Consider the following 25260-nt stretch of genomic DNA (forward strand, 5'->3'; position numbering starts at 1 on the left):
CGCACGATGTCAGCGTGGCCCGACTTCGCTCGACACCAAAGGGTGGAGAGGGCGTTTTAGTTGGAGCGCTTCTCGAAGCGCGTCAGCCCCGCGCCCAGCTCGTTCGCGCCGATCGCCAGCGCTTCGCCGCTCCAGTCCGCGACAAACACCGACTTGCGGTCCATGCCCGCAGGCAGGCTCGCGCGATTGCCTTGGATTACCAGTCCGCGCGAAGGATTCTTGCGCTCCTCGGCAGCCACTGCGATCAACGCCGAATAATTTTCCTTGTCGCGGCCCTGCACAAACATATTGCCCGCGATCTGCCCTACCGAGCCCGAGGGCAGATCGATCATATAATTGGTGCCGGTGCCCTGCGTGTCGTCGAAGCTGTTGTCGCGCACATCGACCATAATCCCGCGCGACTTCAGATAATGGCCGCCGCTGCCCTTTTCGAACCGGGTGCGGGTGACGATCACGCGGCCGTAGATTCCGGTGTAGACGCTGTGCGCGCAACTCAGCCCGCGGTCGCAGCGGCCGAGGCGCGAGAAGGTCGAGCGGTCGATCGTCAGCGTCGCCTCGGGATCGTCGGCCGTCAGAATGCCTTCCTCGCTGTTGCGGAACATGCTGTTCGCGACCTCAAGGTCGCTCGTCTCGAGCCGGATGCCCGCGCCATTGCCGTCGGGGACGCGCATATTCTGGAAAACGATGCCGTCGACCTTCGCGCCCGCGCCGCGCAGCACCAGCGCCGCCTTGCCCTCGCAGGTCACGCCGTCGAAGATCGCCTGCCCCGGCGCCGCAGCGACAAAGGCAATGCGCCCCGCGGTCTGCACCGCGCAGTCGCGGTGATAGCCCGGCGCGATGGTGATCGTCCCCTGGCCTTCCCCTATGAAGTCCACTGCATCCTGCAGGCGCGAGAAGCCGCGGCCGTCGATGCTGTAGGGGGCGCCGCCGGTCTGGGCGGGTGCGGGGGCGGCAATGACCGCGGCGGCGATGAGCAGCGCGGCGACGAGGCTGGGGCGGATACGGACCATGCGGGACTTATAGGGCAGCGCGGCGCGCCAGTCGTTTGCAAGGCTGGTTAATTTGCGCCTCGTCCCGAAAGCGGACGGGTGCGGCGGCGCGGGTTAACGCGCGCCTATTCCTCGGTGCGTATGAGGATCATCTCGCCGATCAGCGCGAAGAGGATGAAGGGCCCCCACGCCGCGAGGAAAGGCGAGTAGGCGCCGAGATCGCCCATCGCGAGCGCAAAATTGTCGGCGACGAAATAGGCGAAGCCCAGCGCCATGCCCAGAATGGCGCGCACGAAGAGCTTGCCCGACCGCGCGAGGCCGAACGCCGCGACCGCGCCGAGCAGCGGCATCAGGATCGCCGACAGCGGCCCTGAAATCTTGTGCCAGAGCACGCCCTTGAGCGCGCTGACCGGGCGGCCCGCGGCTTCGAGTTCGTCGATCGCGCTCTTGAGTTGGAGGAAGGGCAGTTGGTCGCCCTTGACCTGCGCCAGGGTGAACTGGTCGGGGGCAACGCCCTTGGCCGCGACGATCGTGCCCAGCGGCTGGGTCGTGCCCGAGCGGCGGATGAAGCGCCGCGCATTGGTGAGTTCCCAGCCGCCGTCGACCGCGCGCGCGCTGTCGGCCGACAGGATCGACGACAGCACTCCGCCGGTGCGTTCGTAGATCTTGACCCCGGTCAGCCGCACCACCGGCCCACCGGTCTCGACCGTCGTCGCGTTGATCAGGTCGTCGCCCGCGCGCACCCAGATGTTGCTGCGCACGCCGTTATCGGGCGGCACCTGCGCATATTGCACCTTCTGCCACGCCGCGAGCGAGGCGGTAGCGCGCGCGACGATGCGTTCGTTGAAGGCAAAGCTGATCCCTGCCACCAGGAACGCCGCCAGGAACAAGGGCGCCAGCACCTGGTGCGCCGACATGCCCGCGCCCTTCATTGCGATGACCTCGCTGTTCTGGTTCAAGGTCGCGAGCGTCAGGATGGTGCCCAGCAGCACCGAAAAGGGCAGGAAGGTCTCGATGATCTGCGGGATGCGGAGCCCCACATAGCGCCACACCTCGGCATCGCCATTGCCCGCCACCGCCAGGATCTTGCCGCTCTCGCCGAGCAGGTCGAGCGTCTGGAGGATCAGCACCAGCGCGAACAGGATCGCGAAGGTGCGGACGAGGAACAGCCGCCCGACATAGAGAGCCATCGTGCGCGAGGGGAAAAAAGCGAGCGCGTGCATCATTCGGCCGCCTGCAGCGCCGCCAACGGCTTGCGCTGGAACATCTTGGCGAATCCGCGGATCTTCTGCCCGGCCTTGGCCGCGACGCGTTCGAGCGCGCCGATCGGCTGCCCGCCCGGCACATGCGCGGTCTGGTAATACATCCACACCGCCAGCGCCGCGAACAGCAGGAAGGGCACCCACAGGGCGATCAGCGGATCGACGGTGCCGCGCGCGCCCATATCCTCGGCATATTCGTTGATCTTGTGCTGGGTCACCAGCAGCACGATCGACAGGAAGATGCCGAGCGACGAGGTGGACCTCTTGGGCGGGATGGCGAGCGCGATCGCGATCAGCGGAATCAGGAACATCGAGGCGACCTCGACGATCCGGAAATGGAAATTCGCCCGCGATTCGAGGCGGGTCTTCAACGGTTCGCTGCTGTCCTTGCCCGCCACGAACAGTTCGGGAATCGTCTTTTCGCGGTCGGCGCCGCCGCGGGTGCGAAAGGCATCGATCTTGGGCAGCGGGATCGGCAGGTCGTGATTGTCGAAGGTCAGGACGCGCGGCACCGCGAATTTGGGCGATTCGTGGATCAGCACGCCCTTGGTCAGTCGCAGGATGATCGTGTCGGGGTCGTCGGTGGCGAGGAACTGGCCCCCGGCCGCGGTCGCCGACACTGCCTGCCCGTCCTTCTGCTCGCCGCGCACGAAGATGCCGCGCAGCGTGCGCCCCTCGTTCGCGCTTTCCTCGATGCGCAGCGTCATCCGCTCGCCGAGGTTGGTGAATTCGCCGACCTTGATCGACGCCCCGAGCGCGCCCGAGCGCAGTTCGAACTGCAGCCCTTCATAGGCGTAGCGCGCATAGGGCTGGATGAAGCCGACGATCGCAAGGTTGAGCAGCGCAAGCGCGATCGCATAGGCATAGGGCACGCGCAGCAGTCGCCCGAAGCTCATGCCGACGCCCTTCAGGACGTCGAGTTCGCTCGACGTCGCGAGGCGGCGAAAGGCCAGCAAGATGCCCAGCATCAGCCCGATCGGGATGCCGAGCGAGAGATATTCGGGGATCAAATTCGCCAGCATGCGCCACACGACGCTGACCGGGCCGCCCTCGGTCGCGACGAAATCGAACAAGCGGAGCATCTTCTCGAGCACGAGCAGCATCGCCGACAAAACCAGCGTGCCGAGCATGGGGAAGAAGATGAGCCGCGATATGTAGCGGTCGATGGCGGGCAATCTATTCAAGCTTTCGTCGCCCTATTACCATGATTTGGCCGCAAATGATTCCGATATGCCGAAGCAAGGGCGACAGGGACCCATGCCGGCTTGGCTGGCATGGCTATAGCCACTGGGAGCTAATGCGTCATGTCGAAATTTGTGTCGACTTCACTCTGTTTCATTCTGCTGGCGGCCTCCGTGCCTGCCAATGCGGAAGGACAGGTCTTGTCGAACGATCTGTCGAAATGCCGGAGCGGCCCGTCGACGCTGGTCCAGATCAACGGCCTGAAGGCCGGGTCGGGCAAGGTGCGCGTGCAGAGTTATCGCGCGAATGCCTCGGATTGGCTGGCGAAGGGCCGCTGGATCAATCGTATCGAAGTGCCGGCGCGCGCCGGGTCGATCACCGTCTGCGTGCCGCTGCCCGCTTCGGGCAGCTATGGCATCGCGGTGCGCCACGACGTCAACGGGAACGGCAAGACCGACCTGTCCTCGGACGGCGGCGGCATGTCGAACAACCCCAGCATCAACATCTTCAACCTCGGCAAGCCGAGCTACAAGAAGACCGCCTTTGCGGTCGGCGATGCGCCGAAAACGATCTCGATCACCATGAAATATATGTAAGGGTATATGGCCAGCGTCGCGCTCCTTTCCAATCCGCGCTCGACGGGCAACCGTGCCCTGTTGCCGCGCGTCCGGGAATATTGCGCCGCGCATCCCGATATCTTTCATTACGAGGTCGAGGACGTCGCCCAGATCGGCGAGGCGATCCGCACCATCGCGATGGTCAGCCCGCGCATCGTCGTGATCAACGGCGGCGACGGCACCGTCCAGGCGGCGCTGACCGAGCTTTATTCGGGCGGCCATTTCGACGGCACGCCGCCGCCGGTCGCGGTGCTGCCCAACGGCAAGACCAATTTGATCGCGCTCGATCTCGGCGCCGAGGGCGACCCGCTGAAGGCGCTCGAACGCGTGATCGAACTGGTCGAAGCCGGCCGGCTCGAGGATCATGTGATCCAGCGCCAGCTGATCTCGCTCGACAGCGGCGGCGAAGCACGGCCGGTGCTCGGCATGTTCCTCGGCGGCGCCTATCTCGCCGACGTGATGCTCTATTGCCGCAACCGCATCTATCCGCTCGGCTTGCCCAACGGCGTATCGCATTTCCTCGCGGCGATGCTCGGCCTCTTCGCGATGGTGCTCGGCCTCGGCGGCGGGCGGCTGCCGCCCAAGCCCGAGGCGATGACCGTGTCGCTGATCCGCCAGGGCGAGTTCAAGGGCAAATTCTCGCTGCTGATCGTCACCACGCTCGAGAAACTGCTGCTCAGCATCCGCACCAGCGAAGCGCATGGCACCAACGGCCATATGAAATTGCTCGCGACCGACACCAGCGTCGGCGCGCTGTTCCGCATGCTCGGCGGCGCGTGGCGCGGTACGCTCGGCCAGCGCCCGCTCGACGGCGTGCATTTCGAGCAGGGCGACGAGATCCGCATCGAGGGCCGGCGCTCGAACGTCATCCTCGACGGCGAGATTTTCGAGTCGATCGGCGGCAAGCCGATCGTGCTCACCTCGACCCAGCCGGTGCCCTTCCTGCGCCTTGCCGCCTGAAGGCACCACCATGTCCGACAGCCTGGCCGATCTGGTCCGCGCCGAACTTTCCACCCCGGTCGATCCGCGCGCCAAGGCGATGGCCGCGGCGATCGCGGCGCAATATCCCGGCTCGGCGCGCGCGGTCCTTTTCTACGGCAGCTGCCTGCGCGAAAGCGAACTCGACGGGCTGATGCTCGATTTCTACCTGATCGTCTCGGACTATGGCGACGCCTATGACCGGCGCTGGATGGCGGCGGCGAACCGGCTGATCCCGCCCAATGTCTTCCCCTTCCAGCACGAGGGGCTTATCGCCAAATATGCCGTGCTGAGCGAGGCCGACTTCGACCGGCTCAACGGCCCCGAGACCCGCAACGTGTCGGTCTGGGCGCGCTTTGCCCAGCCCTCGCGGCTGGTGTGGAGCGTCGACGACACCGCCACCGACCGCGCCATCGCCGCGGTTGCGCGCGCCACGCCAACGCTCCTCGCGGCCGCTGGCCGCGTCGAGGGCGAGGATGTCCTCGACTGGTGGCGCCGCGCCTTTTCGCTGACTTACTCGGCCGAGCTCCGCGCCGAGCGCAGTGGCCGCGCGCAGTCGGTTGTCGACGCCGATCCCGATCGCTACCGCCGCTTCGGCCCGCCCGCGATCGCCGCGATCCCGGCCAATGCCAGCAGCGGCGGCTGGCCGCGCCGCCGCCTCGAGGGCAAGGCGCTCAGCATCGTCCGCCTCGCCAAGGCCAGCCTGACCTATGCCGGCGGGATCGATTATCTCGCGTGGAAGATCAATCGCCACGCGGGCACGAAGATCGAGATCAAGCCCTGGCAGCGAAAATGGCCGCTGGTCGCGGCGCTAACGCTCGTGCCGCGGCTGATGAAGAGCGGGGCTATCAAATAGGGCGGGTATCGGGCGGGAACTGCCGCAGGCTATATAATATTCGCGCAGAGACGCAGAGACCGCGGAGAGGATGGCCTTTCCTCTCTGCGGTCTCTGCGTCTCTGCGCGCATTGATATAGCAGATGCGGTTCGGCCGTTTTCGGGCGTCAATGGACAAGCCGCCCTATAAAACCCGTTCGTGTCGAGCGAAGTCGAGACACGCTTGGAAAGCGCCGGCCTTCACGTGTCTCGACTTCGCTCGACACAAACGGAAATAAGGGGGCAGTCTGGAGCACCCCCAAAACGCCGCCCTAACCGAACGCCGCGATCTTCTCCGCCGTCCGCGGTTCGGTGCTGCGCCTTATCGCCTGCTCGAGCTGGGTCAGCGTGAAGGGCTTCCGCAGCACGTCATGGTCGCCGAAGCTCGCGATCTCGCTCGCGTCGCCCGCGAAGCCGGTGACGAACAGCACTGCAATGTCGGGCCAGCGCGCCTTCAGCCCCGCGACCATCTCGGGCCCGGTGAGCTCGGGCATCAGCACGTCGGAGAGGATCAGGTCGAATTCCTGCGTCTCGACCAGCGCCGCGGCGGCGCGCGGATCGCTGCACGCGATGGTGCGGTGGCCGAGTTCCTCGACCGCATCGACCGTCGCCGCGAGCACGCGCAGATCGTCCTCGACGACCAGGATGTGCAGCGCCTGGCTCGCCGCCTCGGGCTCGGCGACCGGGGCGACGAGTTCGGGCTCTGCCGCCTCGACCGGGCGCGCGACGGGCAGCAGCATCGCGACGCGCGTCCCCTCGCCCTCGGTCGACGCGATCTGTACCTCGCCCCCCGACTGGCGGCAGAAGGCGAAGACCTGGCTCATGCCGAGCCCGGTGCCCTGCCCCGCGGGCTTGGTCGTGTAGAAGGGGTCGAAGACGCGCTCGAGCACCTCGGGCGCCATGCCGCAGCCGGTGTCGATCACCTGCACCGCGAGTGCGCCGGCCTCCGTCTGCTCGTCGCGCAGCGTGCGGATCGTCAGCGCGCCATGGCCGTCCATCGCGTCGCGCGCGTTGACCGCGAGGTTGAGCAGCGCATTTTCGAACTGCTGGCGGTCGAGCCACGCGGCGAGTCCCGCGGCGCGCAGGTCGAGCGTCAGCGCGATGCGGTCGCCAATCGTGCGCTCGATCAGCTCGGCGAAGGAGGCGATGCTCTCGTCGACGACGATCATTTCGGGCCGCGCGGGTTCGGAGCGCGCGAAGGCGAGCAGGCGCCGCGTCAGGTCGGCGGCGCGGTTAGCGCCGTCCATCGCATTGCTCAAATGCCGCTGCGCCTTTTCGGGGGCATCGACTACCAGCCGCTGCGCCAGTTCGAGCCCGCCGACGACGACCGCGAGCATATTGTTGAAGTCGTGTGCGATGCCGCCGGTCAGCTGGCCGACCGCCTCCATCTTCTGTGCCTGGCGCAGCTGCGCCTCGGCGGCCGCGCGGTCGGCCATCTCGCCGCGCAGCGCGACGTTGGCGCGCGCCAGTTCGGCGGTGCGCTCGGCGACCGCCGCTTCGAGCAGCGACGCTCGGTCGCTTTCGGCAAGCTGCTCGCGGCGCGCGAGGCGGCGCTCGCCCTCGGCGCGGACGAGCGAGAAGGTCGCGATAATCGCGATCAGCGCCGCGACCGCGCCGAGCAGCGAGAAGAGCAATATCGCCTGATTGAGGCTGTCGCGGTCCGACGCCGCGATCTGGTTGCGTTGGGTCAGGATCGCGCGTTCGTTGCGGATCAGGTCGCTCAGGATCCGGTCGATGCGGATCAGCGCCTCGTCGTGCCCCGCGGCATTATATTTCGAGATCGCCGCGACGGTCTGTCGGTAATTGGCGCTGAGCGCGGCATCGCCGAGCTGCGCGCCGCGGCGGTCGAATTCGGTGGTCAGTCTAGCAACCAGTTCAGCCTGCTCGGGATTGTCGCGCACTTTGCGTGTCAGCAACGTCAGATATTGGCGCGCGACGCCCCATTGCTGCTGATAGACGCGGCCGTCCTCCTTCTGCAATCCGACGGCGAAACGCCCGAGCGCCGCCTCGGCCCGCGCAAGCGAGGCGTCGAGCGAGCGCGTTTGCGAAATGACGTCCAGGCTGTGCGCCTGCCAGCCCAGAGAGCGGTCGTAATTGTCGTTGGCGCGCATGAGCAGCAGCACCAGCGCCGCGACGACGCCGGTCAGGATCGCGCCGACGCCGACCGTCAGCCAGAAGCGCAGCCGCTCCCGCCGATTGTCGTTTTCGCTATCATAATCCGCCTCGAACACGCGGCCGTTGTACCGGAATCGCGCCGCGCGGGAAAGCGGCGAACGAATCGCGGCGCGTCCGCCAAATCGGCTCGCCCCGAAAAGGAGTCCGTCCGTCGGCGGCTACGCTCGCTTCAGCCGATAATGCCGACGCGCTTGCCCGCGCGCTCGAAGCGGCCCAGGATTTCGCCGACCTGCTCGCTCGAATGCTCGGCGCAGAGCGAGCAGCGCAGCAACGTCATGCCGGCGGGGGTCGCCGGCGGGCGCGCGAGATTGACGTAAAGCCCTTCCTCAAGCAGCGCTTCCCACATCATCGCGCCGCGTTCGAGGTCGGGCATGATGACCGCGATGATCGCCGATTGCGGCTCATCGGTGCCGAGCGTGAAGCCCAGGTCGCGGAGGCCCTTGTGCAGGTCCTTCGAATTTTCCCACAGATGCGCGCGCTTGTTCGAACCGTGCATCAGCTTGCGGATGCTCGTCGCCGCGGTCGCGACGACGCTCGGCGGCAGCGAAGCGGTGAAGACGTACGGACGGCAGACGAGGCGCAAAATCTCGAACTTCGGATGGTTCGAAACGCAGAAGCCGCCGACGGTGCCGACGCTCTTCGAAAAGGTTCCTATGATGAAGTCGACATCGTCGATGACGCCCTGCGCCTCGGCGACGCCGCGGCCGTGCTCGCCGATGAAGCCCATCGAATGCGCCTCGTCGACCAGCACCATCGCGCCATTCTCCTTGGAGACGCGGATCATCTCCTTGAGCGGCGCGATGTCGCCGAGCATCGAATAGACGCCCTCGAGCACAACGAGCTTGCCCGCTTCGGGGGGCAGGCGCTTCAGCCTTTTCTCCAGCGCCTCGACGTCGTTGTGGCGGAAGGCGACGATTTCGGCGTTGCCCATCGCGCAGCCGTCATAGATCGAGGCATGGCTGTCGATGTCGAGGATGACATAGTCGCCCTTGCCCGCGATCGTGCTGATGATGCCGAGGTTCGCCTGATATCCGGTCGAGAACACCATGGCATGGTCCATGGCGTAGAATTCCTTGAGCGCGTCCTCGCACTCCTTGTGCCCCTGATAGGTGCCGTTGAGGACGCGGCTGCCGGTGGTGCCGCTGCCGAATTTGTCGAGCGCATCTTTGCCCGCGGCAATGACATCCGCGTCGAAGGTCATGCCCATATAATTATAGGTGCCGAGCAGGATCGTCTCGCGCCCGTTGCAGATCGCGACGGTCGGCGAGACCACGCGCTCCATCACCAGGCTGAACGGGTCGGTCACCCCGGTCGCGAGCAGATCCTCGCGCTGCTGGATCAGCGGGTCGAACTTGCTGAAAAGATCGGTCATGCGTGGCTCAGCCCTGCAGCTTTTCGACCGCGGCGATCAGCTGGCCGACGGTCTCGATCTCGGCCTGCATGTTCATGCTGATGATGATGTCGAAGGTGTCCTCGACCTCGGCGACGAAATCCATCACCGTCAGGCTGTCCCATTCGAGGTCGCCGGCAAAGGTCGTGGCGTCGGTCAGTTCGACGCCCTTCTTGTTGAACGGCGCAATCAGGCCGTGAATCTGGTCCGTGAGGCTGCTCATTGGCTGCGTCCCTTGAAGATAGAAAGTTGCGCGCGGGAATGCCGCTATGATCTCCGCTTGGCAAGCGAATGCGGCGGGATTCGGGCAGCATCTTGCCGCCCGCGGGACTTCATGTCATTCCCGTTACAGGGTCGCCCGTCGCCGTGTCGGCAGGGAAGGGGTACTATGGACAGCGAAAAACCGGCACCGCCGCCGATCAGCTTCCCGCCGAACGCGGTCCATCTGGTGCGCACCAACCAGCAATTGACGATGAACCTGTCGCAAATGGCCGACCAGAAAGCGTCCATCCTGATGGGCGCGACCTTCGTCGTCTTCACCCTCGCGATCGGCCAGGCGCGCGCCGGGGCGGGCGCGCTAGCGATCCCGCTCGCGATCCTCGCCACCTTTTCCTTCCTGTCGGCGCTGCTCGCGATCTCGGCGGTGCTGCCCCGCGTCGGAAAAGCGCCGCCGATCGTCTACAAGGACGGCAAGGACCACAGCAACATCCTCTTCTTCGGCCGCTTTGCGCAGATGGAGGAGGATGAGTTCATCGATGCGGTCAAGGCGCGGCTGCGCACCGAGGAAGATTTGTACGAAACGATGCTGCGCGACACCTATCAGAACGGGATCGTGCTCGCGCGGCGCAAATATCGCTATCTTGCTTATGCTTATCGCTTGTTCGTCGTCGGCCTGACGCTGACCTTTGTCGCCTTCGCGGTCGAAATGGCGCTATTGTGGAGCAAATGACGCGCTGGGGCGTGGCGCGTCCGCCGACCGTCGGCGTCACGAAACTTCCTTTGCAGGGCGGGAACTACCCGCCTGAGGCCCGACACCACGGCCGCCCTGTTGCCATTATGCCACCCCCTGCGAACGAAACGTTGCGCAACCCAATCCCCCGATTGAACCCATAACCGTACGCGCCTATCCGGGCCGGCTGTGTTGCAGACGACCACCCCCCTGACCGCGGATGTGCCGCAGGGTCTCGGCGCCGAGTTTCGCGCGACGCTGGCGCTCGCCTGGCCGCTGGCGGCGGCGAACCTGCTCCAGATGCTGGTCCATGCGATCGACGTGATTTTCGTGGCGCGGCTCGGCGATGCGGCGCTCGCCGCCTCGTCACTCGGCGTCTCGATCTTCGGGCTGCTGCTGTGGACCGGCACCGGGCTGGTCGGCGCGGTCGCGCCGCTCGTCGCCGCCGAACTGGGGCGCCGCAAGCATGCAGTGCGCGAGGTGCGGCGGTCGGTGCGCATGGCGCTGTGGCTGAGCGCGCTCGTCTCGCTGGTCTTCATGGGCGTCTGCGCGCTGGGCGGGCCGATCATGCTCGCGACCGGTCAGCCGCCCGAAACCTCGGCGCGCGCCGCCGATTTCCTCCTGATCCTCTTGTGGGGCATGTTCCCGATGATCGCCGCCGCGGTGCTGCGCATCTTCGTCTCGGCGCTCGGCCGGCCCAAGATCGCGACCGCGATCACCTTCTGCGCGCTCGGGGTCAACGCGCTCGGCAATTGGGCGCTCGTGTTCGGCAACCTCGGCATGCCTGCATTGGGCCTCGAGGGATCGGCGCTGTCGAGCGTCATGACCAGCACGCTGATGCTGCTCGCCTATGTCGTGATCATCCAGACCGACCGGCGGCTGCGGCGCTACCATCTGTTCGGCAAATGGTGGCGCGCCGAATGGACGCGTTTTTTCGAGATGCTGCGCATCGGCACCCCGATCGCGCTGACCATCCTGGCCGAGGCAGGGCTGTTCACCGGCGCCGCCTTCCTGATGGGGCGCATCGGCGAGGCCGAACTCGCGGGGCACACCATCGCGCTGCAGGTCGCGGCGCTCGCCTTCCAGATTCCTTTCGGGGTCGCGCAGGCGGCGACGATCCGAGTCGGGCTTGCCTATGGCGCGCGCGACCATCGCGGCATCGCGCACGCGGGGACCGCGGCGATGGTGCTCGGCATCGGCTTCATGGCCTTTACCGCGCTCACCATTTGGCTGTTCCCGTCGCTCGTCCTGTCGATCTATGTCGACGTCGACGCCGCGAAGAACGCCGCGCTCGTCGGTTTCGCGATGCAGTTCCTCGTCGTCGCCGCCGCCTTCCAGCTGTTCGACGGTGCACAGGCCGTCGCCGCGGGCGCGCTGCGCGGGCTTCAGGACACGCGCACCCCGATGATCATCGCCATCTGCGGCTACTGGATCGGCGGGTACGGTACCGCCATCTACTTGGGCTTCTGGACGCCTTGGGCCGGGGTCGGGGTGTGGATCGGCCTCGCCGTGGGCCTTGTCCTGGTGGCGGGTCTTCTCATGTTGCGCTGGCGGATGCGCAGCCGTCTCGGGCTCTTACCGGCCTGACGCAAAAAACTTGCAGCGGCGTGCTTGACGGCCTCTGGACTCCCACCCATATGGCCGTCTGTTAGCACTCTCGCTCAGCGAGTGCTAAGAACGACATCATTTGCATCTCTGGAGGGATAACCCATGCAATTTCGTCCGCTGCACGACCGCGTGCTCGTCCGCCGTATCGAAGCCGAAGAAAAGACGGCCGGCGGGATCATCATCCCCGACACCGCCAAGGAAAAGCCGCAGGAAGGCGAAGTCGTCTCCGTCGGCACCGGCACCCGCGCCGACGACGGCAAGGTCACCCCGCTCGACGTCAAGGCCGGCGACCGCATCCTGTTCGGCAAATGGTCGGGCACCGAGGTCAAGGTCGACGGCGAAGAGCTGCTGATCATGAAGGAATCGGACATCCTCGGCGTCATCGCCTGAGCGTTTCCATCGAATTCAGTGTGAAGTTGCGCAGTTTTCTGCGCCTTTAAAAGGAACAAGCACATGGCTGCTAAAGACGTCAAATTCTCGCGCGACGCGCGCGAACGCATTCTTCGCGGTGTCGACACCCTCGCCGACGCGGTGAAGGTCACCCTCGGCCCCAAGGGCCGCAACGTCGTGATCGACAAGAGCTTCGGCGCCCCCCGCATCACCAAGGACGGCGTCACCGTCGCCAAGGAAATCGAACTCAAGGACAAGTTCGAGAATATGGGCGCCCAGATGCTGCGCGAAGTCGCATCGAAGGCGAACGACAAGGCCGGCGACGGCACCACCACCGCGACCGTTCTCGCCCAGGCGATCGTGCGCGAAGGCATGAAGTCGGTTGCTGCCGGCATGAACCCGATGGACTTGAAGCGCGGCATCGACCTCGCGGTCAGCAAGGTCGTCGAAACGATCAAGGCGCAGTCGAAGCCGGTTTCGGGCACGTCTGAAATCGCTCAGGTCGGCATCATCTCGGCCAACGGCGACAAGGAAGTCGGCGAAAAGATCGCCGAAGCCATGGACAAGGTCGGCAAGGAAGGCGTGATCACGGTCGAGGAAGCCAAGGGCCTCGATTTCGAACTCGATGTCGTCGAAGGCATGCAGTTCGACCGCGGTTACCTGAGCCCCTATTTCATCACCAACCCCGAAAAGATGCTCGTAGAGCTGTCGGATCCCTATATCCTGATCTTCGAGAAGAAGCTGTCGAACCTCCAGTCGATGCTGCCGATCCTCGAAGCCGTGGTGCAGTCGGGCCGTCCGCTCCTGATCATCGCCGAGGACATCGAAGGCGAAGCGCTCGCGACGCTGGTGGTCAACCGTCTGCGCGGCGGCCTGAAGGTCGCGGCCGTCAAGGCGCCGGGCTTCGGCGATCGCCGCAAGGCGATGCTGCAGGACATCGCGATCCTCACCGCCGGTGAAATGATCAGCGAAGACCTGGGCATCAAGCTCGAGTCGGTCACGCTGAACATGCTCGGCCAGGCCAAGCGCGTCACGATCGACAAGGACAACACCACCATCGTCGATGGTGCTGGCGACCATGATGCGATCAAGGGCCGCGTCGAACAGATTCGTGCCCAGATCGAAACGACCACGTCGGATTACGACAAGGAAAAGCTGCAGGAACGTCTGGCGAAGCTCGCCGGCGGTGTTGCCGTGATCAAGGTCGGCGGCGCTTCGGAAGTCGAAGTGAAGGAACGCAAGGATCGCGTCGACGACGCCCTCCACGCGACCCGCGCTGCGGTCGAAGAAGGCATCGTCCCCGGCGGCGGTACCGCGCTGCTGTACGCGACGAAGGCGCTCGAAGGCCTGTCGGGCATCAACGAAGACCAGACCCGCGGCATCGACATCATCCGTCGCGCGCTGCAGGCTCCGGTTCGCCAGATCGCGGAGAACGCAGGCTTCGACGGCGGTGTCGTCGCGGGCAAGCTGTTCGACCAGAACGACAGCAACTTCGGCTTCAACGCCTCGACCGACGTCTATGAAGACCTGGTCAAGGCCGGTGTCATCGACCCGACCAAGGTCGTGCGCATCGCGCTGCAGGACGCCGCCTCGGTTGCCGGTCTGCTGATCACCACCGAAGCCGGCATCGCCGAAACGCCCGAAGACAAGCCCGCCATGCCCATGGGCGGCGGCGGCATGGGCGGCATGGGCGGCATGGACTTCTAAAGTCCACGCCGGCTTGCCGAACGGCCAAGTCACAGGAAGGGCCGGGAGAGCGATCTCCCGGCCCTTTTTCTGTTTCCCCGCAGCCGAATGGCGGGCATGAAGCGGCCAATGACGCCCGCTTCGCCGATCGACCGCCTCCGCGCCGCGCTGCTCGCCGACGAGGCGGCGCAGCTTCGCCTCGCCCCGATCGTCGAGGTCGAAACCTTCCTCGACGCGATCACTGCCTATGCCGACGGGCTGGGCCTGGCGATACCGTGCCAGACCTTCGCCGCCGGGCTGGCGCGCGCCGCGACGCCGCAGATGGAGCAGGATTTGCCCGCGCTGCGGCTCGCCGAGGCGCCGCCGCGCCACTGGCTGCCCGTCGAGCTCAAGGGCTATCAGGGCGCGGTCGTCGTCGAATGGCTGCATTTCGCAGGCCTGCCGCTGACCGATCCCTTTTTCGAGGAAACATGGCGCAAGGTGCGCGTGCTGCCGTTCAACCGGCTGATGCGCTGCGCGACGCCGCTCGCCGCGATCGAGGCCTTCGCCGACGCGCCGCCGCCGGACGGCCTCGTCTTCCATATGTCGCGCTGCGGCTCGACGCTCGTCGGGCAGATGCTGGGCACGGTGCCGCAGCATATCGTCGTGTCCGAGCCGCCGGTGCTCGACACCATGATCCAGCTCGCCGGGCACGGGCAGGTGCCGCCCGCGATGATCCGCGCGCTGGCAGGCGCGCTGACCCGCGACCGCGGCGAGGGCGTGCGCCACCGCTTCCTTAAGCTCGACGCGTGGCACAGCTTCGTGCTGCCGCTGCTCCGCACCCTATGGCCCGACGTGCCGTGGGTTTTCCTCTACCGCGACCCGATCGAGGTGCTCGTCTCGCAGCAGCGCCGGCCGGGCATGCACGTCCGCCCCGGGGTGCTGCCGCTCGAAACCTATGGCATCGACCCCGCCGAGGGCGCAGCGGCGGGCGATTATGCCGCCTGGATCCTCGACCGCATCTGCCGCGCCGCCGCCGACGCGGTCGACGCGCAGTGCCTGCTCCTCAATTATCGCGAGCTGCCGGGGGCGCTGGCCGATGCGATCCTGCCGCACTTCGGGGTCGCGCCCGATCCCGCGGCGCTCGACCGGATCGTCGCGGCGGGCGGCCGCTATTCGAAGGCGCCTGGCCAGGCCTTCACCGGCGACAGCGAAGCGAAGCAGCGCGCGGCCTCCGACGCCCTGCGCGGCGCCGCGGCGCCGCTGCTCGCAACCTATGCGCGGCTCGAGGCGATGCGCAGCGCGCTTCCGGCCATGGGCAGTTCATCGGCGCCCATGCAGGGGGAAAAGGTATGAGCTTCGCCCTCGCCTTCGCCGCCCTGCTCGCCGCGCCCGCCGCCGAGCCCGCGCCCCCGGCACCCGTCCCACGCTGCGGTTATCGCGTCGTCCAGAGCTATCCGCACGACACGAACAGCTTCACCCAGGGGCTCTTCTGGCACGGCGGGCATCTCTATGAGACCACGGGCCAATATGGCAGCTCGCGCATTGCACGGCTCGACCTCGCGACGGGAAAGGCGCTCGCCGAGACGAAATTGCCCGCCGACCAGTTCGGCGAGGGCAGCACGCGCTGGAAGGATCAGATCATCGGGGTCACCTGGCAGCGCGGCATCGGCCACCGCTGGCGGATCAAGGACCTGAAGCCGGTCGGCGATTTCCGTTACGCCGGCGAAGGCTGGGGCGTGACGATGGTCGGCGACAGCCTGGTGCTCAGCGACGGCACGCCCGAGCTGCGCTTCTTCGACCCCGCGACGATGACCGAGCAAAAGAAGCTGACGGTCCGCCTGTCGAACACCCCACTGCCGATGCTCAACGAGCTCGAGACGATCGACGGCGAAATCTGGGCCAATGTCTGGATGACTGAGGCGATCGTGCGCATCGATCCCGACAGCGGCGCGGTCAAATATATCGTCGATCTGGACGGCCTGCGCGACCAGGCTGGCGGCAACGACCGCGACGCGGTGCTCAACGGCATCGCCTGGGACGCGAAGGCCAAGCGCCTGTTCGTCACGGGCAAATATTGGTCGAAACTGTTCGAGATCGCGCTGACCGACTGCGGCTAGGGCGCGGTCAGCGCCGCCGCCATCCGCGCCGCCGCCCCGTCATAGACGCGCGCCTTCAGCCCTTCGGTCACCGCCGCAGGGGCATGGTCGGGATGGCCGCCGACGAAAGGCGGCGCGGGGTCATATTCGATCGCGAGCTGAATCGCCTGCGCCGCCGCGTCGCCGCGGATGCTCGCGATCAGCGTCAGCGCGAAATCGAGCCCCGAGGTCACCCCACCGCTGGTCACGATCGTCCCGTCCTCGACGATCCGCGCATGCTCGTAGGTCGCGCCGACCAGCGGCAGCAGATGCGTATAGCCCCAATGCGTCGTCGCGCGCTTGCCCGTCAACAGCCCGGCGCGGCCAAGCAGGAAGGCGCCGGTGCACACGCTCGTCACCCACGTCGCGCCCGCCGCCTGCCGCGCGATAAAATCGATCGTGGCGGCATCGTGCAGCGCTTCGGCGACACCATGGCCGCCGGGGATGCACAATATGTCGGCCTGCGGAGACGACGCAAAATCATGCGTCGGCAGGATCGAAAAGCCGCTGTCGGTGGCGATCGGATCGAGTGACTTCGCGGCGCCCGCGAGCAACGCGCCGGGCATCCGGCACAGCGCCTGCGCGGGCGCGGTGAAGTCGAGCTGGGTGATGCCCGGGAACAGCAGGAAGACGATCTGGGTTGCGGCGGGGTCGGTCATGGCGCACTCCTGTCGGCAGGAAGGGACGTCCAGGCGCGCGGCTCGTTCGCCGGTCGGCGAAATCCCGCTCCCTGATGGGTCTCCATCGTCAGCGCCAGTTGCGGGACGGCAGCGGTCTACGCCTTCGCCTGGCGCAGGGGAAGCGCTATTCGCCGGTGCTTTCCTTTGCCGCCGCTTCGGCCTCGGCGGGCGGCACGGCGTCGCGGCTTTCGAGCATTTCGGCGGCATCGTCGAGCGCCTTGGCCTCGGCGACGGTCACTCCACCGGGGCCCGGCTCGTTGTCGGTGCGGCTGCACGCCCCCAGCATGAGCGCGGCGACGGCGGGGAGGAGCAAAAGGGTCCGGTTCATGCGCGGTCTCCCGACGAAAAAGGGCTCCATTCTTTCGGAATGGAGCCCCTGTTCAGTGCACCCAAGGTGCGCCGACGACTTACTTCTTCTCGTCGTTGGCTTCGGCCTTGGCGGTTTCGGCTTCGATCTTGTCGCCCGCGGCAGCGGCGGCGTCGCCGGCGGCGTTCACGGTGCCTTCGACGGCGTTGCCGGCGTCCTTGGCGGCTTCGGCGGTGGCGTCGGCGGCTTCGGCGGTCGCTTCGGCAGCGGCATCGCCCGCAGCGGCGGCGTCGTCAGCGGCCGAGTCCGCGGTCGCTTCCGCAGCGTCCTGGGTCTTTTCCGAGCAGGCGGTCAGGCTGAAAGCAGCCGCGGCGACCGAAGCGATGATGAATTTGCGCATGAATTATCCTTTCGAATGCCAAAGGTGACCGGCATCCGGCCCCTGCGGCAGAGGACTAACCCCCGTCGGCGCGATTGGCAACCGTCAACGGCCCCGCCCCCGCGCCGAGTTGTTCCAGAACGAAAAAGGGGCCGTCGGCTGAAACCGGCGACCCCCTTTTTCCTCCGGCCGAAAACCGGGAAGAAGCTTACTTCTTGGCTTCTTCGACGGCGGTCTTGGCTTCGCCGGCAGCAGCCTTGGCGGCGTCGGCAGCTTCGGTGGCCTTGTCGGTCGCGGCGGCGGTGTCGCCAGCGGCAGCCGCGTCGGCGGCACCGGCAGCAGCATCGGTCGCGGTCGCAGCAGCGTCGGCGGCGCCGGCAGCGGCGTCCATCGCGCCGTCGGCAGCGGCTTCGGGCTCGGCGGTCGCTTCGGTGGTCGCGGCTTCGTCAGCCTTCTTTTCGCCGCAAGCGGCGAGGCCCAGCGAGGCGGCGAGGACGAGCGACAGAGTGATGGTCTTTTTCATATGGGAATACCCCTCTCGATTGAACTGATCGGTAGCATTCCGGATAATCCGGCGAATTGCCAACCGCCCTCACCGCTACAGTTTCGCAAAAAACCGCGCAACGGGGTTTTTGCGCCGCCCAGCGCAATTGCGACGCTGCGCCCGTTCATCTGGGCGAAAGCTGTGGAAAAGCAGCGTGCGGTCCGGTTGACTGGATATAAAGAAATCTTTATATGTCCCATCATGACCGAGTTGCTCGACATTTTCCGTGCGCTGGCCGACCCGACCCGCTTGCGAGTCGTCGCCCTGCTGCGCGAAATGGAGCTGGCGATCGGCGAGCTCGCGGTCGTGCTCGAGCAAAGCCAGCCGCGCGTGTCGCGCCACGTCCGCATCCTCGCCGACGCCGGGATCATCGAACGCCGCCGCGAGGGCAGCTGGGTGTTCCTGCGCATTGCCGAGGACGGCCCGGTCGGCCAAATCCTGGCCCGCGCCGAATTATGGCCGTTCTCGCCGCGCGAAGCCTTGATCATCGGCTACGACGCCCAGCGGCTCGCCGCGATCCGCACCGAACGCGCGGCGGTCGCTGAACGCTATTTCGCCGACCACGCCGCCGAATGGGACAAGATCCGCTCGCGCCACGTCGCCGAGAGCGAGGTCGAGGCGGCGATGCTGGCGATGGTGGCGGGCCGCCGGCTCGGCCATCTGCTCGACATCGGCACGGGCACCGGCCGCATGGCCGAAATCTTCGCGCCGACGGTGCGCCGCATCACCGCGCTCGACCGCAGCCCCGAAATGCTGCGCATCGCGCGCGCCAAGCTCGCCGACCAGCCGGTGCCGATCGACCTGGTGCAGGGCGATTTCCTCAATCTGCCGCTGGCCGATGCCAGCATCGACAGCATCGTCATCCATCAGGCCTTGCACTTTGCGCACGAACCCGACCGGGTGATTGCCGAGGCGAGCCGCGTGCTGCGCGGCGGCGGGCATCTGCTGATCGTCGATTTTGCGCCGCACGAGGACGAGGAAATGCGCACGGTTGCGGCGCACGCGCGCCTCGGTTTCTCCGACGCGCAGATCCGCGGCTGGTTCGCCTCGGCGGGCATGGTGCTCGAAACGGCGCAAACGCTCGAAGGCGGCGACCTCGCGGTCAAGCTCTGGCTCGGCCGCCGCCGCAGCGACGAAGATCAATCCCCCGTCCGCGAGGACGGGCAACGCAAAAGGCTTGCGGCATGACGACGACTTCCCTTCCCTCGCAGTCGGAGGCGCGCCGCGCCGCCGCCTCGCCGCTGTTCGCGGGGCTCGCCGGTGACATCGGCATCAGCTTCGAATTCTTCCCGCCCAAGACCGAGAAGATGGGCGAGACCTTGTGGGAATCGATCCGCACGCTCGAACCGCTCGGCCCGAACTTCGTGTCGGTGACCTATGGCGCGGGCGGTTCGACGCGCGAGCGCACCCACGCGACGGTCGCGCGCATCGTCCAGGAAACGAGCATCCCCGCCGCCGCGCACCTGACCTGCGTCGATGCGAGCCGCGACGAGATCGCCGAGGTCGCGCAGGCTTATTGGGATGCGGGGGTGCGCCACATCGTCGCGCTGCGCGGCGATCCGCCGGTGCAGGGCGAGAAGTTCCAGGCGCGGCCCGACGGCTATAGCTGCGCCGCCGAACTGGTGTCGGGGCTGCTGGAGATCGCGCCGTTCGAAATCTCGGTCGCCGCCAATCCGGAGACGCATCCCGAGGCGCTGAGCGCAGCGGCGGACATCGACAATCTCAAGCGCAAGCTCGACGCCGGGGCGACGCGCGCGGTGTCGCAATTCTTCTTCGAACCTGACACCTTCTTCCGCTTCCGCGATGCGGCGGCGGCGGCGGGGATCACCGCGCCGATCCTGCCCGGGATCATGCCGGTCAGCAATTTCGGCGCGATCATCCGCATGTCGGCGATGTGCGGCACCGACGTGCCGCGCTGGCTGGCGCAACTCTTCGACGGGCTCGACGACCTGCCCGCCGCGCGCCAGCTCGTCGCCGCGACAACCGCCGCCGAGCTTTGCCGCCGGCTCTATGCCGGCGGTGTCCGCGACTTCCATTTCTACACGCTCAACCGCGCCGAACTCAGCTATGCGATCTGCCATATGCTGGGGGTTCGCCCGGCGGCACCCGCGACGGAGAAAGCCGCGTGACCGCCAGTTCGACGATGAGCGCCCGCGAAGCCCTGCTCGCCGCTGCGAAGGAGCGCATCCTGATCACCGACGGCGCCTTCGGGACCGAGATCCAGAACTGGAAATTGTCGGAAGGCGACTATGCCGGCACGCTGGGGCTGTCGCACGACCAGAAGGGCAACAACGACATCCTCGCGCTGACCCGGCCCGACGTGCCCGAGAGCATCCACCGCGCCTATTTCGCGGCGGGCGCCGACATTGCCGAGACCAACACCTTCAGCGCCAACCGCATCAGCCAGGCCGATTATGGTGCCGAACATCTGGTGCGCGACATCAATGTCGAAAGCGCGAAGCTGGCGCGGCGCATCGCCGACGAGTTCCAGGCCAAGGATGGCCGCCCGCGCTTCGTCGCCGGCGCGATCGGGCCGACCAACAAGACGCTGTCGCTGTCGCCCGACGTCAACGACCCCGGCTTTCGCGAGATCGACTTCGACTATCTGAAAGAGGTGTACCGCGAACAGATCGACGCGCTGGTCGAGGGCGGGGTGGACTTCATCCTGATCGAGACGATCTTCGATACGCTCAACGCCAAGGCGGGGATCATGGCGGCAATCGAGGCGGGCGACGCGCTGGGCCGCGACCTGCCGATCATGTTGTCGATGACGCTGACCGACCTGTCGGGCCGCAACCTGTCGGGGCATACGGTCGAGGCCTTCTGGCACGCGGTGCGCCATGCGCGACCGCTGACGATCGGGCTCAACTGCTCCTTCGGCGCGACGCAGCTGCGCCCGCACGTCAAGACGCTCAGCGAGATCGCCGACACGCTGATCATGGTCTATCCCAATGCGGGGCTGCCCAACGAGCTCGGCGAATATGACGAGCTACCCGATACCACCGCCGGGCTGGTCGGCGAATGGGCGGGTCATGGCCAGGTCAACATCCTCGGTGGCTGCTGCGGCTCGACCCCGGCGCATATCGCCGCGATCGCCAAGGCGGTCGAAGGCCTGCCTGCGCGCGCGCTGCCCGAGGTACCGGTGCGGACGCGGCTCGCGGGGCTGGAACCCTTTACGATGGCGGCATAATCAAATTCGCCCCTCCCCTTCAGGGGAGGGGCAGCGAGACTTGGCAGCTTACTGCCTAGTCTCAGCGGGGTGGGCATCGAAGTCTGCGCAACCTCGCGACCCCCACCCCAACCCCTCCCCTGAAGGGGAGGGGCTTGAAAGAGCCCGATGACCGAGAATAGTTCCGCCTCCTCCACCTTCGTCAACATCGGCGAGCGCACCAACGTCACCGGCTCGGCGGCGTTCAAGAAGCTGATCCTCGCCGACGACTATACCGCGGCGGTCGAGGTCGCGCGGCAGCAGGTCGAGAACGGCGCGCAGATCGTCGACGTCAACATGGACGAGGGCCTGCTCGACGCCGAATATGCGATGACGACCTTCCTGAAGCTGATCGCGGCCGAGCCCGATATCGCGCGCGTGCCCGTGATGATCGACAGCTCGAAATGGAGCGTGATCGAAGCGGGCCTCAAATGCGTCCCCGGCAAGCCGATCGTCAATTCGATCAGCATGAAGGAAGGCGAGGCGCAATTCCTCGCCCATGCGAAGAAATGCATGGATTATGGCGCCGCGGTCGTCGTCATGGCGTTCGACGAGGTCGGGCAGGCCGACACCCGCGATCGGAAAATCGAGATCTGCGAACGCGCCTACAAATTGCTCATGACCATCGGCTTCCCCCCCGAGGACATCATCTTCGACCCCAATATCTTCGCGGTCGCCACCGGCCTCGAAGAGCATGACAATTATGCGGTCGACTTCATCGAGGCGGTGAAGGAAATCCGCCGCCGCTGCCCGCATGTCCATTTCTCGGGCGGCCTGTCGAACCTGTCGTTCGGCTTCCGCGGCAACGAGGTCGTGCGCCGCGCGATGCACAGCGTCTTCCTCTATTATGCGATCCCCGCCGGACTCGACATGGCGATCGTCAACGCGGGGCAGCTCGACGTTTACGACACGATCGACCCTGAGCTCAGGCAGGCGGTCGAGGATGTCGTGCTCAACCGCAAGGTCGAGGGCGAGGCCGAGAGCCCGACCGAACGGCTGATCGCGCTTGCCGAACGCTATAAGGGCAGCAATCCCGCGCAGGAAAAGGCGGCCGAGGAATGGCGCGGCTGGCCGGTCGAAAAGCGGCTGGAACATGCGCTGGTCAAGGGCATCGACGCGTTCGTCGTCGAGGATACCGAGGAAATGCGCCTGCTGCTGCCACGCCCGATCGAGGTCATCGAAGGCCCGCTGATGGACGGGATGAACGTCGTCGGCGACCTGTTCGGGTCGGGCAAGATGTTCCTGCCGCAGGTCGTCAAATCGGCGCGCGTGATGAAGAAGGCGGTCGCGCATCTGCTGCCCTTCATCGAGGCCGCGAAGGAGCCGGGTGCCAAGGGCAAGGGCAAGGTCGTGATGGCGACGGTCAAGGGCGACGTCCACGATATCGGCAAGAATATCGTCGGCGTCGTGCTCCAGTGCAACGGCTTCGAGATCGTCGATCTGGGCGTGATGGTGCCGTGGAGCAAGATCCTCGAGGCCGCGAACGAGAATGACGCCGACATCATCGGCCTCTCGGGCCTGATCACGCCCTCGCTCGACGAGATGGTGACCGTGGCCGAGGAAATGCAGCGCGCGGGGATGACAATGCCGCTGCTCATCGGCGGCGCGACGACGTCGAAGGTCCACACCGCGCTGCGCATCGATCCCGCCTATGCCGGGCCGGTGCTGCATGTGCTCGATGCGAGTCGCGCGGTCGGCGTCGCGACCGCGCTGGTCAGCGACACCGGGCGCGAAGCCTATGTCCAGGGCTACAAGGACGACTATGCCCATGTCCGCGACGTGCGCGCGGGCAAGGGGCAGAGCGTGCTGCACACGCTCGAAGAGGCGCGTGCGAACTATTACGACGCCTATTTGAGCGACAAGCCCGCGCCGCCGCTGCAGCCCGGGCTGCACCGCTTCGACGATTGGAGCCTTGAGGACCTGCGCGAGTGCATCGACTGGACGCCCTTCTTCCGCGCGTGGGAATTGCACGGCACCTGGCCGTCGATCCTCGAGGACGAGGTGGTCGGCGAGACGGCGGTGGCGCTGAAGGCCGACGCCGACGCGATGCTCGACAAGCTGATCGCCGAGAAATGGCTGACCGCGCGCGGCGTCTGCGCGCTCTGGCCCTGCGCGCGCGACGGCGACAGCGTGACGATCCATTTGGCCGAAGAAGAGCGCCATGTGACGCTTCCCTTCCTGCGCCAGCAGATCAAGAAGAGCCGCGACCGCGCGAACATGTGCCTCGCCGACTTCATCGACCCGGCGGGCGACTGGATGGGCGGCTTTGCGGTCGGCATCCACGGCATCGAACCGCACTCCGAGCGCTTCCGCGCCGACAAGGACGATTATTCGGACATTTTGCTGAAAGCGCTCGCCGACCGCTTTGCCGAGGCCTTTGCCGAGCGGCTGCACCAGCATGTCCGCACGACGCTCTGGGGTTATGCCCCCGGCGAACAGCTGACTAACGAGGCGCTGATCAAGGAAGAATATCGCGGTATCCGTCCGGCGCCGGGCTATCCCGCCTGCCCCGACCACAGCCTGAAACCGATCCTGTTCGACCTGCTTCAGGCGGGCGACAATGCCGGGCTGGTGCTCACCGAAAGCTTTGCGATGCTGCCCACCGCAGCGGTCAGCGGTTTCTATTTCGGGCACCCGGAGAGCCAATATTTCGGGGTGGCGCGGATCGGCAGCGACCAGCTTGAGGACTATGCACGACGGCGCGGGGTCGATATCGAGACCGCAACGCGCTGGCTGCGCCCCAATCTCGACTGACGAAGGCCCTTATGTCCGAACCGCTCGAAATCGCCTGTCTCGAGGAATTCTGGGCGTCGCATACGGGGAACGGTCCGCCGCTCGACGAGATGGTCGGCAAGCTGCTGCTCGACACGCTCGGCCTCGGCAACCAGCAGGTCTTCGAACAGCTGTATCTGGTGAAGCCCGACTATGCGGGCTTCGTGCAATGGATAATCGAAACCGCGGGCCAGCCCGACCCGCGCCTCGTCGACCGCTATCACGCCTGGCTCTACGACATGCCGCCGGGCGAGGAGGCAAAGGCGCAGCTCGATGCGGTCGCGGCGATGCCCGATGTGCTCGATGCCGCGGCGCTCGCGTATTGGGACGAGCATGGTTATGTCGTCCTGCCCGACGCGATTTCGGCGGACGAGATAGACGCCGTCAAGGCGCTGCTGTGGCAGACCATCGGGGCCTCGCCCGACGATCCCGAGAGCTGGTATCGCGCCAGGACAAACGGCATCATGGTCCCGCATTTCCAAGGACCCGCGCTCGAAGCCGCGCGCCGCTCGCCCCGGGTGCATAAGGCGTTCGCGCAACTATGGGGCAGCGAGAATCTGTGGGTGCTGATCGATCGCATGGGTTTCAACCCGCCCGAGCGGCTGGGGCATTCGTTCAGCGGATCGGATATCCACTGGGACGCGAGCCTGGTCCAGCCGATCCCGTTCCATACGCAGGCGGTGCTTTATCTCAGCGATACCGCCGAGGATCAGGGCGCGTTCCGCTGCGTGCCCGGATTCCACAAGCGCATCGACGACTGGCTCGCGAGCCTCGATGGCGCGAACCCGCGCGAGGCCGATCTGTCGGCCGGGGTGAAGCATGTCGCGGGCCGCGCGGGCGACCTGATCATCTGGCGGCAGGACCTGCCGCACGCGGCGAGCCCGAACCGCTCGGACAAACCGCGGCTCGCGCAATATCTGACCTATTACTCGCCCGATATGGTTATCCGCCCTTGGCGGTGATTAGTTGATTTCGGGCGGTTGCGGACGTTCTAAATCCTCCCCGCTTGCGGGGAGGGGGACCGCCGCCGCAGGCGGTGGTGGAGGGGGCTCTCGGCCTAAGACGCCGCTTCAGGCCGAGAGCCCCCTCCGTCAGCGCTCCCCGCTGCCACCTCTCCACCAGTGGCGAGGATCGTCTTGTTTCCACCCAAAAC

General features: G+C 66.4%; 24 protein-coding genes and 1 riboswitch. Of the genes, 14 read left to right on the plus strand and 10 right to left on the minus strand.

The window, feature by feature from the left end:
* Positions 1 to 56: 56 nt before the first annotated feature.
* From BWQ93_RS11910 to lptF, 3 genes are all read right to left on the minus strand, one after another.
* Positions 57 to 1010, minus strand: coding sequence for a right-handed parallel beta-helix repeat-containing protein (locus BWQ93_RS11910; RefSeq protein WP_077030740.1), 954 nt, complete (start codon positions 1008 to 1010; stop codon positions 57 to 59).
* Positions 1011 to 1114: 104 nt separating this feature from the next.
* Complete coding sequence (gene lptG / locus BWQ93_RS11915) at positions 1115 to 2212, minus strand: LPS export ABC transporter permease LptG (protein ID WP_077032362.1); 1098 nt, start codon at positions 2210 to 2212, stop codon at positions 1115 to 1117.
* Complete coding sequence (gene lptF, locus BWQ93_RS11920; RefSeq protein WP_077030741.1) at positions 2212 to 3435, minus strand: LPS export ABC transporter permease LptF; 1224 nt, start codon at positions 3433 to 3435, stop codon at positions 2212 to 2214. Before lptF ends, lptG begins: the two co-directional genes overlap by 1 nt.
* 198 nt (positions 3436 to 3633) lie before the next feature.
* Between lptF and BWQ93_RS11925 the strand changes: the two genes are divergently transcribed.
* Genes BWQ93_RS11925 through BWQ93_RS11935 form a run of 3 tightly spaced genes read left to right on the plus strand, consistent with a single transcriptional unit; the run spans position 3634 to position 5884 of the window.
* Positions 3634 to 4029, plus strand: coding sequence for a DUF2141 domain-containing protein (locus BWQ93_RS11925; protein WP_335693491.1), 396 nt, complete (start codon positions 3634 to 3636; stop codon positions 4027 to 4029).
* A 6-nt stretch (positions 4030 to 4035) separates the two neighbouring features.
* Complete coding sequence (locus BWQ93_RS11930) at positions 4036 to 5010, plus strand: diacylglycerol/lipid kinase family protein (protein WP_077030743.1); 975 nt, start codon at positions 4036 to 4038, stop codon at positions 5008 to 5010.
* Positions 5011 to 5020: 10 nt separating this feature from the next.
* Positions 5021 to 5884 (plus strand): hypothetical protein, encoded by an 864-nt coding sequence (locus BWQ93_RS11935; protein ID WP_077030744.1) that lies wholly within the window; start codon positions 5021 to 5023, stop codon positions 5882 to 5884.
* A gap of 290 nt (positions 5885 to 6174) precedes the next feature.
* On the opposite strand, the gene BWQ93_RS11940 is transcribed toward BWQ93_RS11935, so the two are convergent.
* The 3 genes from BWQ93_RS11940 to BWQ93_RS11950 all read right to left on the minus strand — a co-directional run bounded on the left by BWQ93_RS11940 (position 6175) and on the right by BWQ93_RS11950 (position 9690).
* The gene (locus BWQ93_RS11940) at positions 6175 to 8133 is read right to left on the minus strand and encodes an ATP-binding protein (RefSeq protein ID WP_077030745.1); all 1959 of its coding nucleotides are present in this window, start codon (positions 8131 to 8133) and stop codon (positions 6175 to 6177) included.
* A gap of 113 nt (positions 8134 to 8246) precedes the next feature.
* Positions 8247 to 9449 carry a serine palmitoyltransferase gene (gene spt / locus BWQ93_RS11945; protein WP_077030746.1) on the minus strand — a complete coding sequence of 401 codons (1203 nt, stop codon included), beginning with the start codon at positions 9447 to 9449 and terminating at the stop codon, positions 8247 to 8249.
* A 7-nt stretch (positions 9450 to 9456) separates the two neighbouring features.
* Positions 9457 to 9690: an acyl carrier protein gene (locus BWQ93_RS11950; protein WP_077030747.1), complete on the minus strand. Its 234-nt coding sequence runs from the start codon at positions 9688 to 9690 to the stop codon at positions 9457 to 9459.
* Positions 9691 to 9855: 165 nt separating this feature from the next.
* Between BWQ93_RS11950 and BWQ93_RS11955 the strand changes: the two genes are divergently transcribed.
* From BWQ93_RS11955 to BWQ93_RS11980, 6 genes are all read left to right on the plus strand, one after another.
* Positions 9856 to 10416, plus strand: a complete 561-nt coding sequence (locus tag BWQ93_RS11955) for a Pycsar system effector family protein (RefSeq protein WP_077030748.1) — start codon at positions 9856 to 9858, stop codon at positions 10414 to 10416.
* Between the two features lie 192 nt (positions 10417 to 10608).
* Positions 10609 to 12003, plus strand: a complete 1395-nt coding sequence (locus tag BWQ93_RS11960) for an MATE family efflux transporter (protein ID WP_443029340.1) — start codon at positions 10609 to 10611, stop codon at positions 12001 to 12003.
* A 123-nt stretch (positions 12004 to 12126) separates the two neighbouring features.
* Positions 12127 to 12414, plus strand: a complete 288-nt coding sequence (gene groES / locus BWQ93_RS11965; RefSeq protein ID WP_037514464.1) for a co-chaperone GroES — start codon at positions 12127 to 12129, stop codon at positions 12412 to 12414.
* Positions 12415 to 12477: 63 nt separating this feature from the next.
* On the plus strand, positions 12478 to 14121 hold the full coding sequence (groL, locus tag BWQ93_RS11970; RefSeq protein ID WP_077030749.1) for a chaperonin GroEL: 1644 nt from the start codon (positions 12478 to 12480) through the stop codon (positions 14119 to 14121).
* 108 nt (positions 14122 to 14229) lie between these two features.
* Positions 14230 to 15435 (plus strand): aspartyl beta-hydroxylase, encoded by a 1206-nt coding sequence (locus tag BWQ93_RS11975; RefSeq protein ID WP_156878216.1) that lies wholly within the window; start codon positions 14230 to 14232, stop codon positions 15433 to 15435.
* Positions 15432 to 16199, plus strand: coding sequence for a glutaminyl-peptide cyclotransferase (locus BWQ93_RS11980; RefSeq protein WP_077030751.1), 768 nt, complete (start codon positions 15432 to 15434; stop codon positions 16197 to 16199). The genes BWQ93_RS11975 and BWQ93_RS11980 overlap by 4 nt, the downstream gene beginning before the upstream one ends.
* Here the strand turns inward: BWQ93_RS11980 and BWQ93_RS11985 are convergent.
* The 4 genes from BWQ93_RS11985 to BWQ93_RS12000 form a co-directional block, all read right to left on the minus strand.
* Positions 16196 to 16876 (minus strand): DJ-1/PfpI family protein, encoded by a 681-nt coding sequence (locus BWQ93_RS11985; protein WP_077030752.1) that lies wholly within the window; start codon positions 16874 to 16876, stop codon positions 16196 to 16198. The two genes, BWQ93_RS11980 and BWQ93_RS11985, sit on opposite strands and share 4 nt — an antisense overlap.
* 20 nt (positions 16877 to 16896) lie before the next feature.
* Positions 16897 to 16988, minus strand: a riboswitch (ZMP/ZTP riboswitch).
* Between the two features lie 33 nt (positions 16989 to 17021).
* Positions 17022 to 17225, minus strand: coding sequence for a hypothetical protein (locus BWQ93_RS11990; protein ID WP_077030753.1), 204 nt, complete (start codon positions 17223 to 17225; stop codon positions 17022 to 17024).
* Positions 17226 to 17304: 79 nt separating this feature from the next.
* A complete protein-coding gene (locus BWQ93_RS11995; RefSeq protein WP_077030754.1) occupies positions 17305 to 17604 on the minus strand; it encodes an entericidin EcnAB in 300 nt (99 codons plus the stop codon).
* 187 nt (positions 17605 to 17791) lie between these two features.
* Positions 17792 to 18106, minus strand: a complete 315-nt coding sequence (locus BWQ93_RS12000) for a hypothetical protein (protein ID WP_058809784.1) — start codon at positions 18104 to 18106, stop codon at positions 17792 to 17794.
* Positions 18107 to 18328: 222 nt separating this feature from the next.
* Between BWQ93_RS12000 and BWQ93_RS12005 the strand changes: the two genes are divergently transcribed.
* From BWQ93_RS12005 to BWQ93_RS12025, 5 genes are all read left to right on the plus strand, one after another.
* A complete protein-coding gene (locus BWQ93_RS12005; protein ID WP_077030755.1) occupies positions 18329 to 19315 on the plus strand; it encodes an ArsR/SmtB family transcription factor in 987 nt (328 codons plus the stop codon).
* Positions 19312 to 20256, plus strand: coding sequence for a methylenetetrahydrofolate reductase [NAD(P)H] (gene metF / locus BWQ93_RS12010; RefSeq protein ID WP_077030756.1), 945 nt, complete (start codon positions 19312 to 19314; stop codon positions 20254 to 20256). The genes BWQ93_RS12005 and metF overlap by 4 nt, the downstream gene beginning before the upstream one ends.
* Positions 20257 to 20270: 14 nt before the next feature.
* Complete coding sequence (locus tag BWQ93_RS12015) at positions 20271 to 21317, plus strand: homocysteine S-methyltransferase family protein (RefSeq protein ID WP_077032364.1); 1047 nt, start codon at positions 20271 to 20273, stop codon at positions 21315 to 21317.
* A 147-nt stretch (positions 21318 to 21464) separates the two neighbouring features.
* Positions 21465 to 24089, plus strand: a complete 2625-nt coding sequence (gene metH, locus BWQ93_RS12020) for a methionine synthase (RefSeq protein ID WP_077030757.1) — start codon at positions 21465 to 21467, stop codon at positions 24087 to 24089.
* Between the two features lie 11 nt (positions 24090 to 24100).
* Positions 24101 to 25069, plus strand: coding sequence for a phytanoyl-CoA dioxygenase family protein (locus BWQ93_RS12025; protein ID WP_077030758.1), 969 nt, complete (start codon positions 24101 to 24103; stop codon positions 25067 to 25069).
* Positions 25070 to 25260: the final 191 nt, after the last annotated feature.

The organism is Sphingopyxis sp. QXT-31 (assembly GCF_001984035.1).
Classification (GTDB): domain Bacteria; phylum Pseudomonadota; class Alphaproteobacteria; order Sphingomonadales; family Sphingomonadaceae; genus Sphingopyxis.

Bases quoted from the DNA above. Each gene is read 5' to 3' on its own strand.
- BWQ93_RS11955 (WP_077030748.1), top strand. From the start codon at position 9,856: ATGGACAGCGAAAAACCGGCACCGCCGCCGATCAGCTTCCCGCCGAAC.
- groL (WP_077030749.1), top strand. From the start codon at position 12,478: ATGGCTGCTAAAGACGTCAAATTCTCGCGCGACGCGCGCGAACGCATT.
- BWQ93_RS11990 (WP_077030753.1), bottom strand. From the start codon at position 17,225: ATGAACCGGACCCTTTTGCTCCTCCCCGCCGTCGCCGCGCTCATGCTG.
- metH (WP_077030757.1), top strand. From the start codon at position 21,465: ATGACCGAGAATAGTTCCGCCTCCTCCACCTTCGTCAACATCGGCGAG.
- BWQ93_RS12015 (WP_077032364.1), top strand. From the start codon at position 20,271: ATGAGCGCCCGCGAAGCCCTGCTCGCCGCTGCGAAGGAGCGCATCCTG.
- BWQ93_RS12025 (WP_077030758.1), top strand. From the start codon at position 24,101: ATGTCCGAACCGCTCGAAATCGCCTGTCTCGAGGAATTCTGGGCGTCG.
- BWQ93_RS11985 (WP_077030752.1), bottom strand. From the start codon at position 16,876: ATGACCGACCCCGCCGCAACCCAGATCGTCTTCCTGCTGTTCCCGGGC.
- BWQ93_RS11950 (WP_077030747.1), bottom strand. From the start codon at position 9,690: ATGAGCAGCCTCACGGACCAGATTCACGGCCTGATTGCGCCGTTCAAC.
- metF (WP_077030756.1), top strand. From the start codon at position 19,312: ATGACGACGACTTCCCTTCCCTCGCAGTCGGAGGCGCGCCGCGCCGCC.
- lptG (WP_077032362.1), bottom strand. From the start codon at position 2,212: ATGCACGCGCTCGCTTTTTTCCCCTCGCGCACGATGGCTCTCTATGTC.
- BWQ93_RS12000 (WP_058809784.1), bottom strand. From the start codon at position 18,106: ATGAAAAAGACCATCACTCTGTCGCTCGTCCTCGCCGCCTCGCTGGGC.
- BWQ93_RS11930 (WP_077030743.1), top strand. From the start codon at position 4,036: ATGGCCAGCGTCGCGCTCCTTTCCAATCCGCGCTCGACGGGCAACCGT.
- BWQ93_RS11975 (WP_156878216.1), top strand. From the start codon at position 14,230: ATGACGCCCGCTTCGCCGATCGACCGCCTCCGCGCCGCGCTGCTCGCC.
- spt (WP_077030746.1), bottom strand. From the start codon at position 9,449: ATGACCGATCTTTTCAGCAAGTTCGACCCGCTGATCCAGCAGCGCGAG.
- BWQ93_RS11980 (WP_077030751.1), top strand. From the start codon at position 15,432: ATGAGCTTCGCCCTCGCCTTCGCCGCCCTGCTCGCCGCGCCCGCCGCC.
- BWQ93_RS11910 (WP_077030740.1), bottom strand. From the start codon at position 1,010: ATGGTCCGTATCCGCCCCAGCCTCGTCGCCGCGCTGCTCATCGCCGCC.
- BWQ93_RS12005 (WP_077030755.1), top strand. From the start codon at position 18,329: ATGACCGAGTTGCTCGACATTTTCCGTGCGCTGGCCGACCCGACCCGC.
- BWQ93_RS11935 (WP_077030744.1), top strand. From the start codon at position 5,021: ATGTCCGACAGCCTGGCCGATCTGGTCCGCGCCGAACTTTCCACCCCG.
- groES (WP_037514464.1), top strand. From the start codon at position 12,127: ATGCAATTTCGTCCGCTGCACGACCGCGTGCTCGTCCGCCGTATCGAA.
- BWQ93_RS11995 (WP_077030754.1), bottom strand. From the start codon at position 17,604: ATGCGCAAATTCATCATCGCTTCGGTCGCCGCGGCTGCTTTCAGCCTG.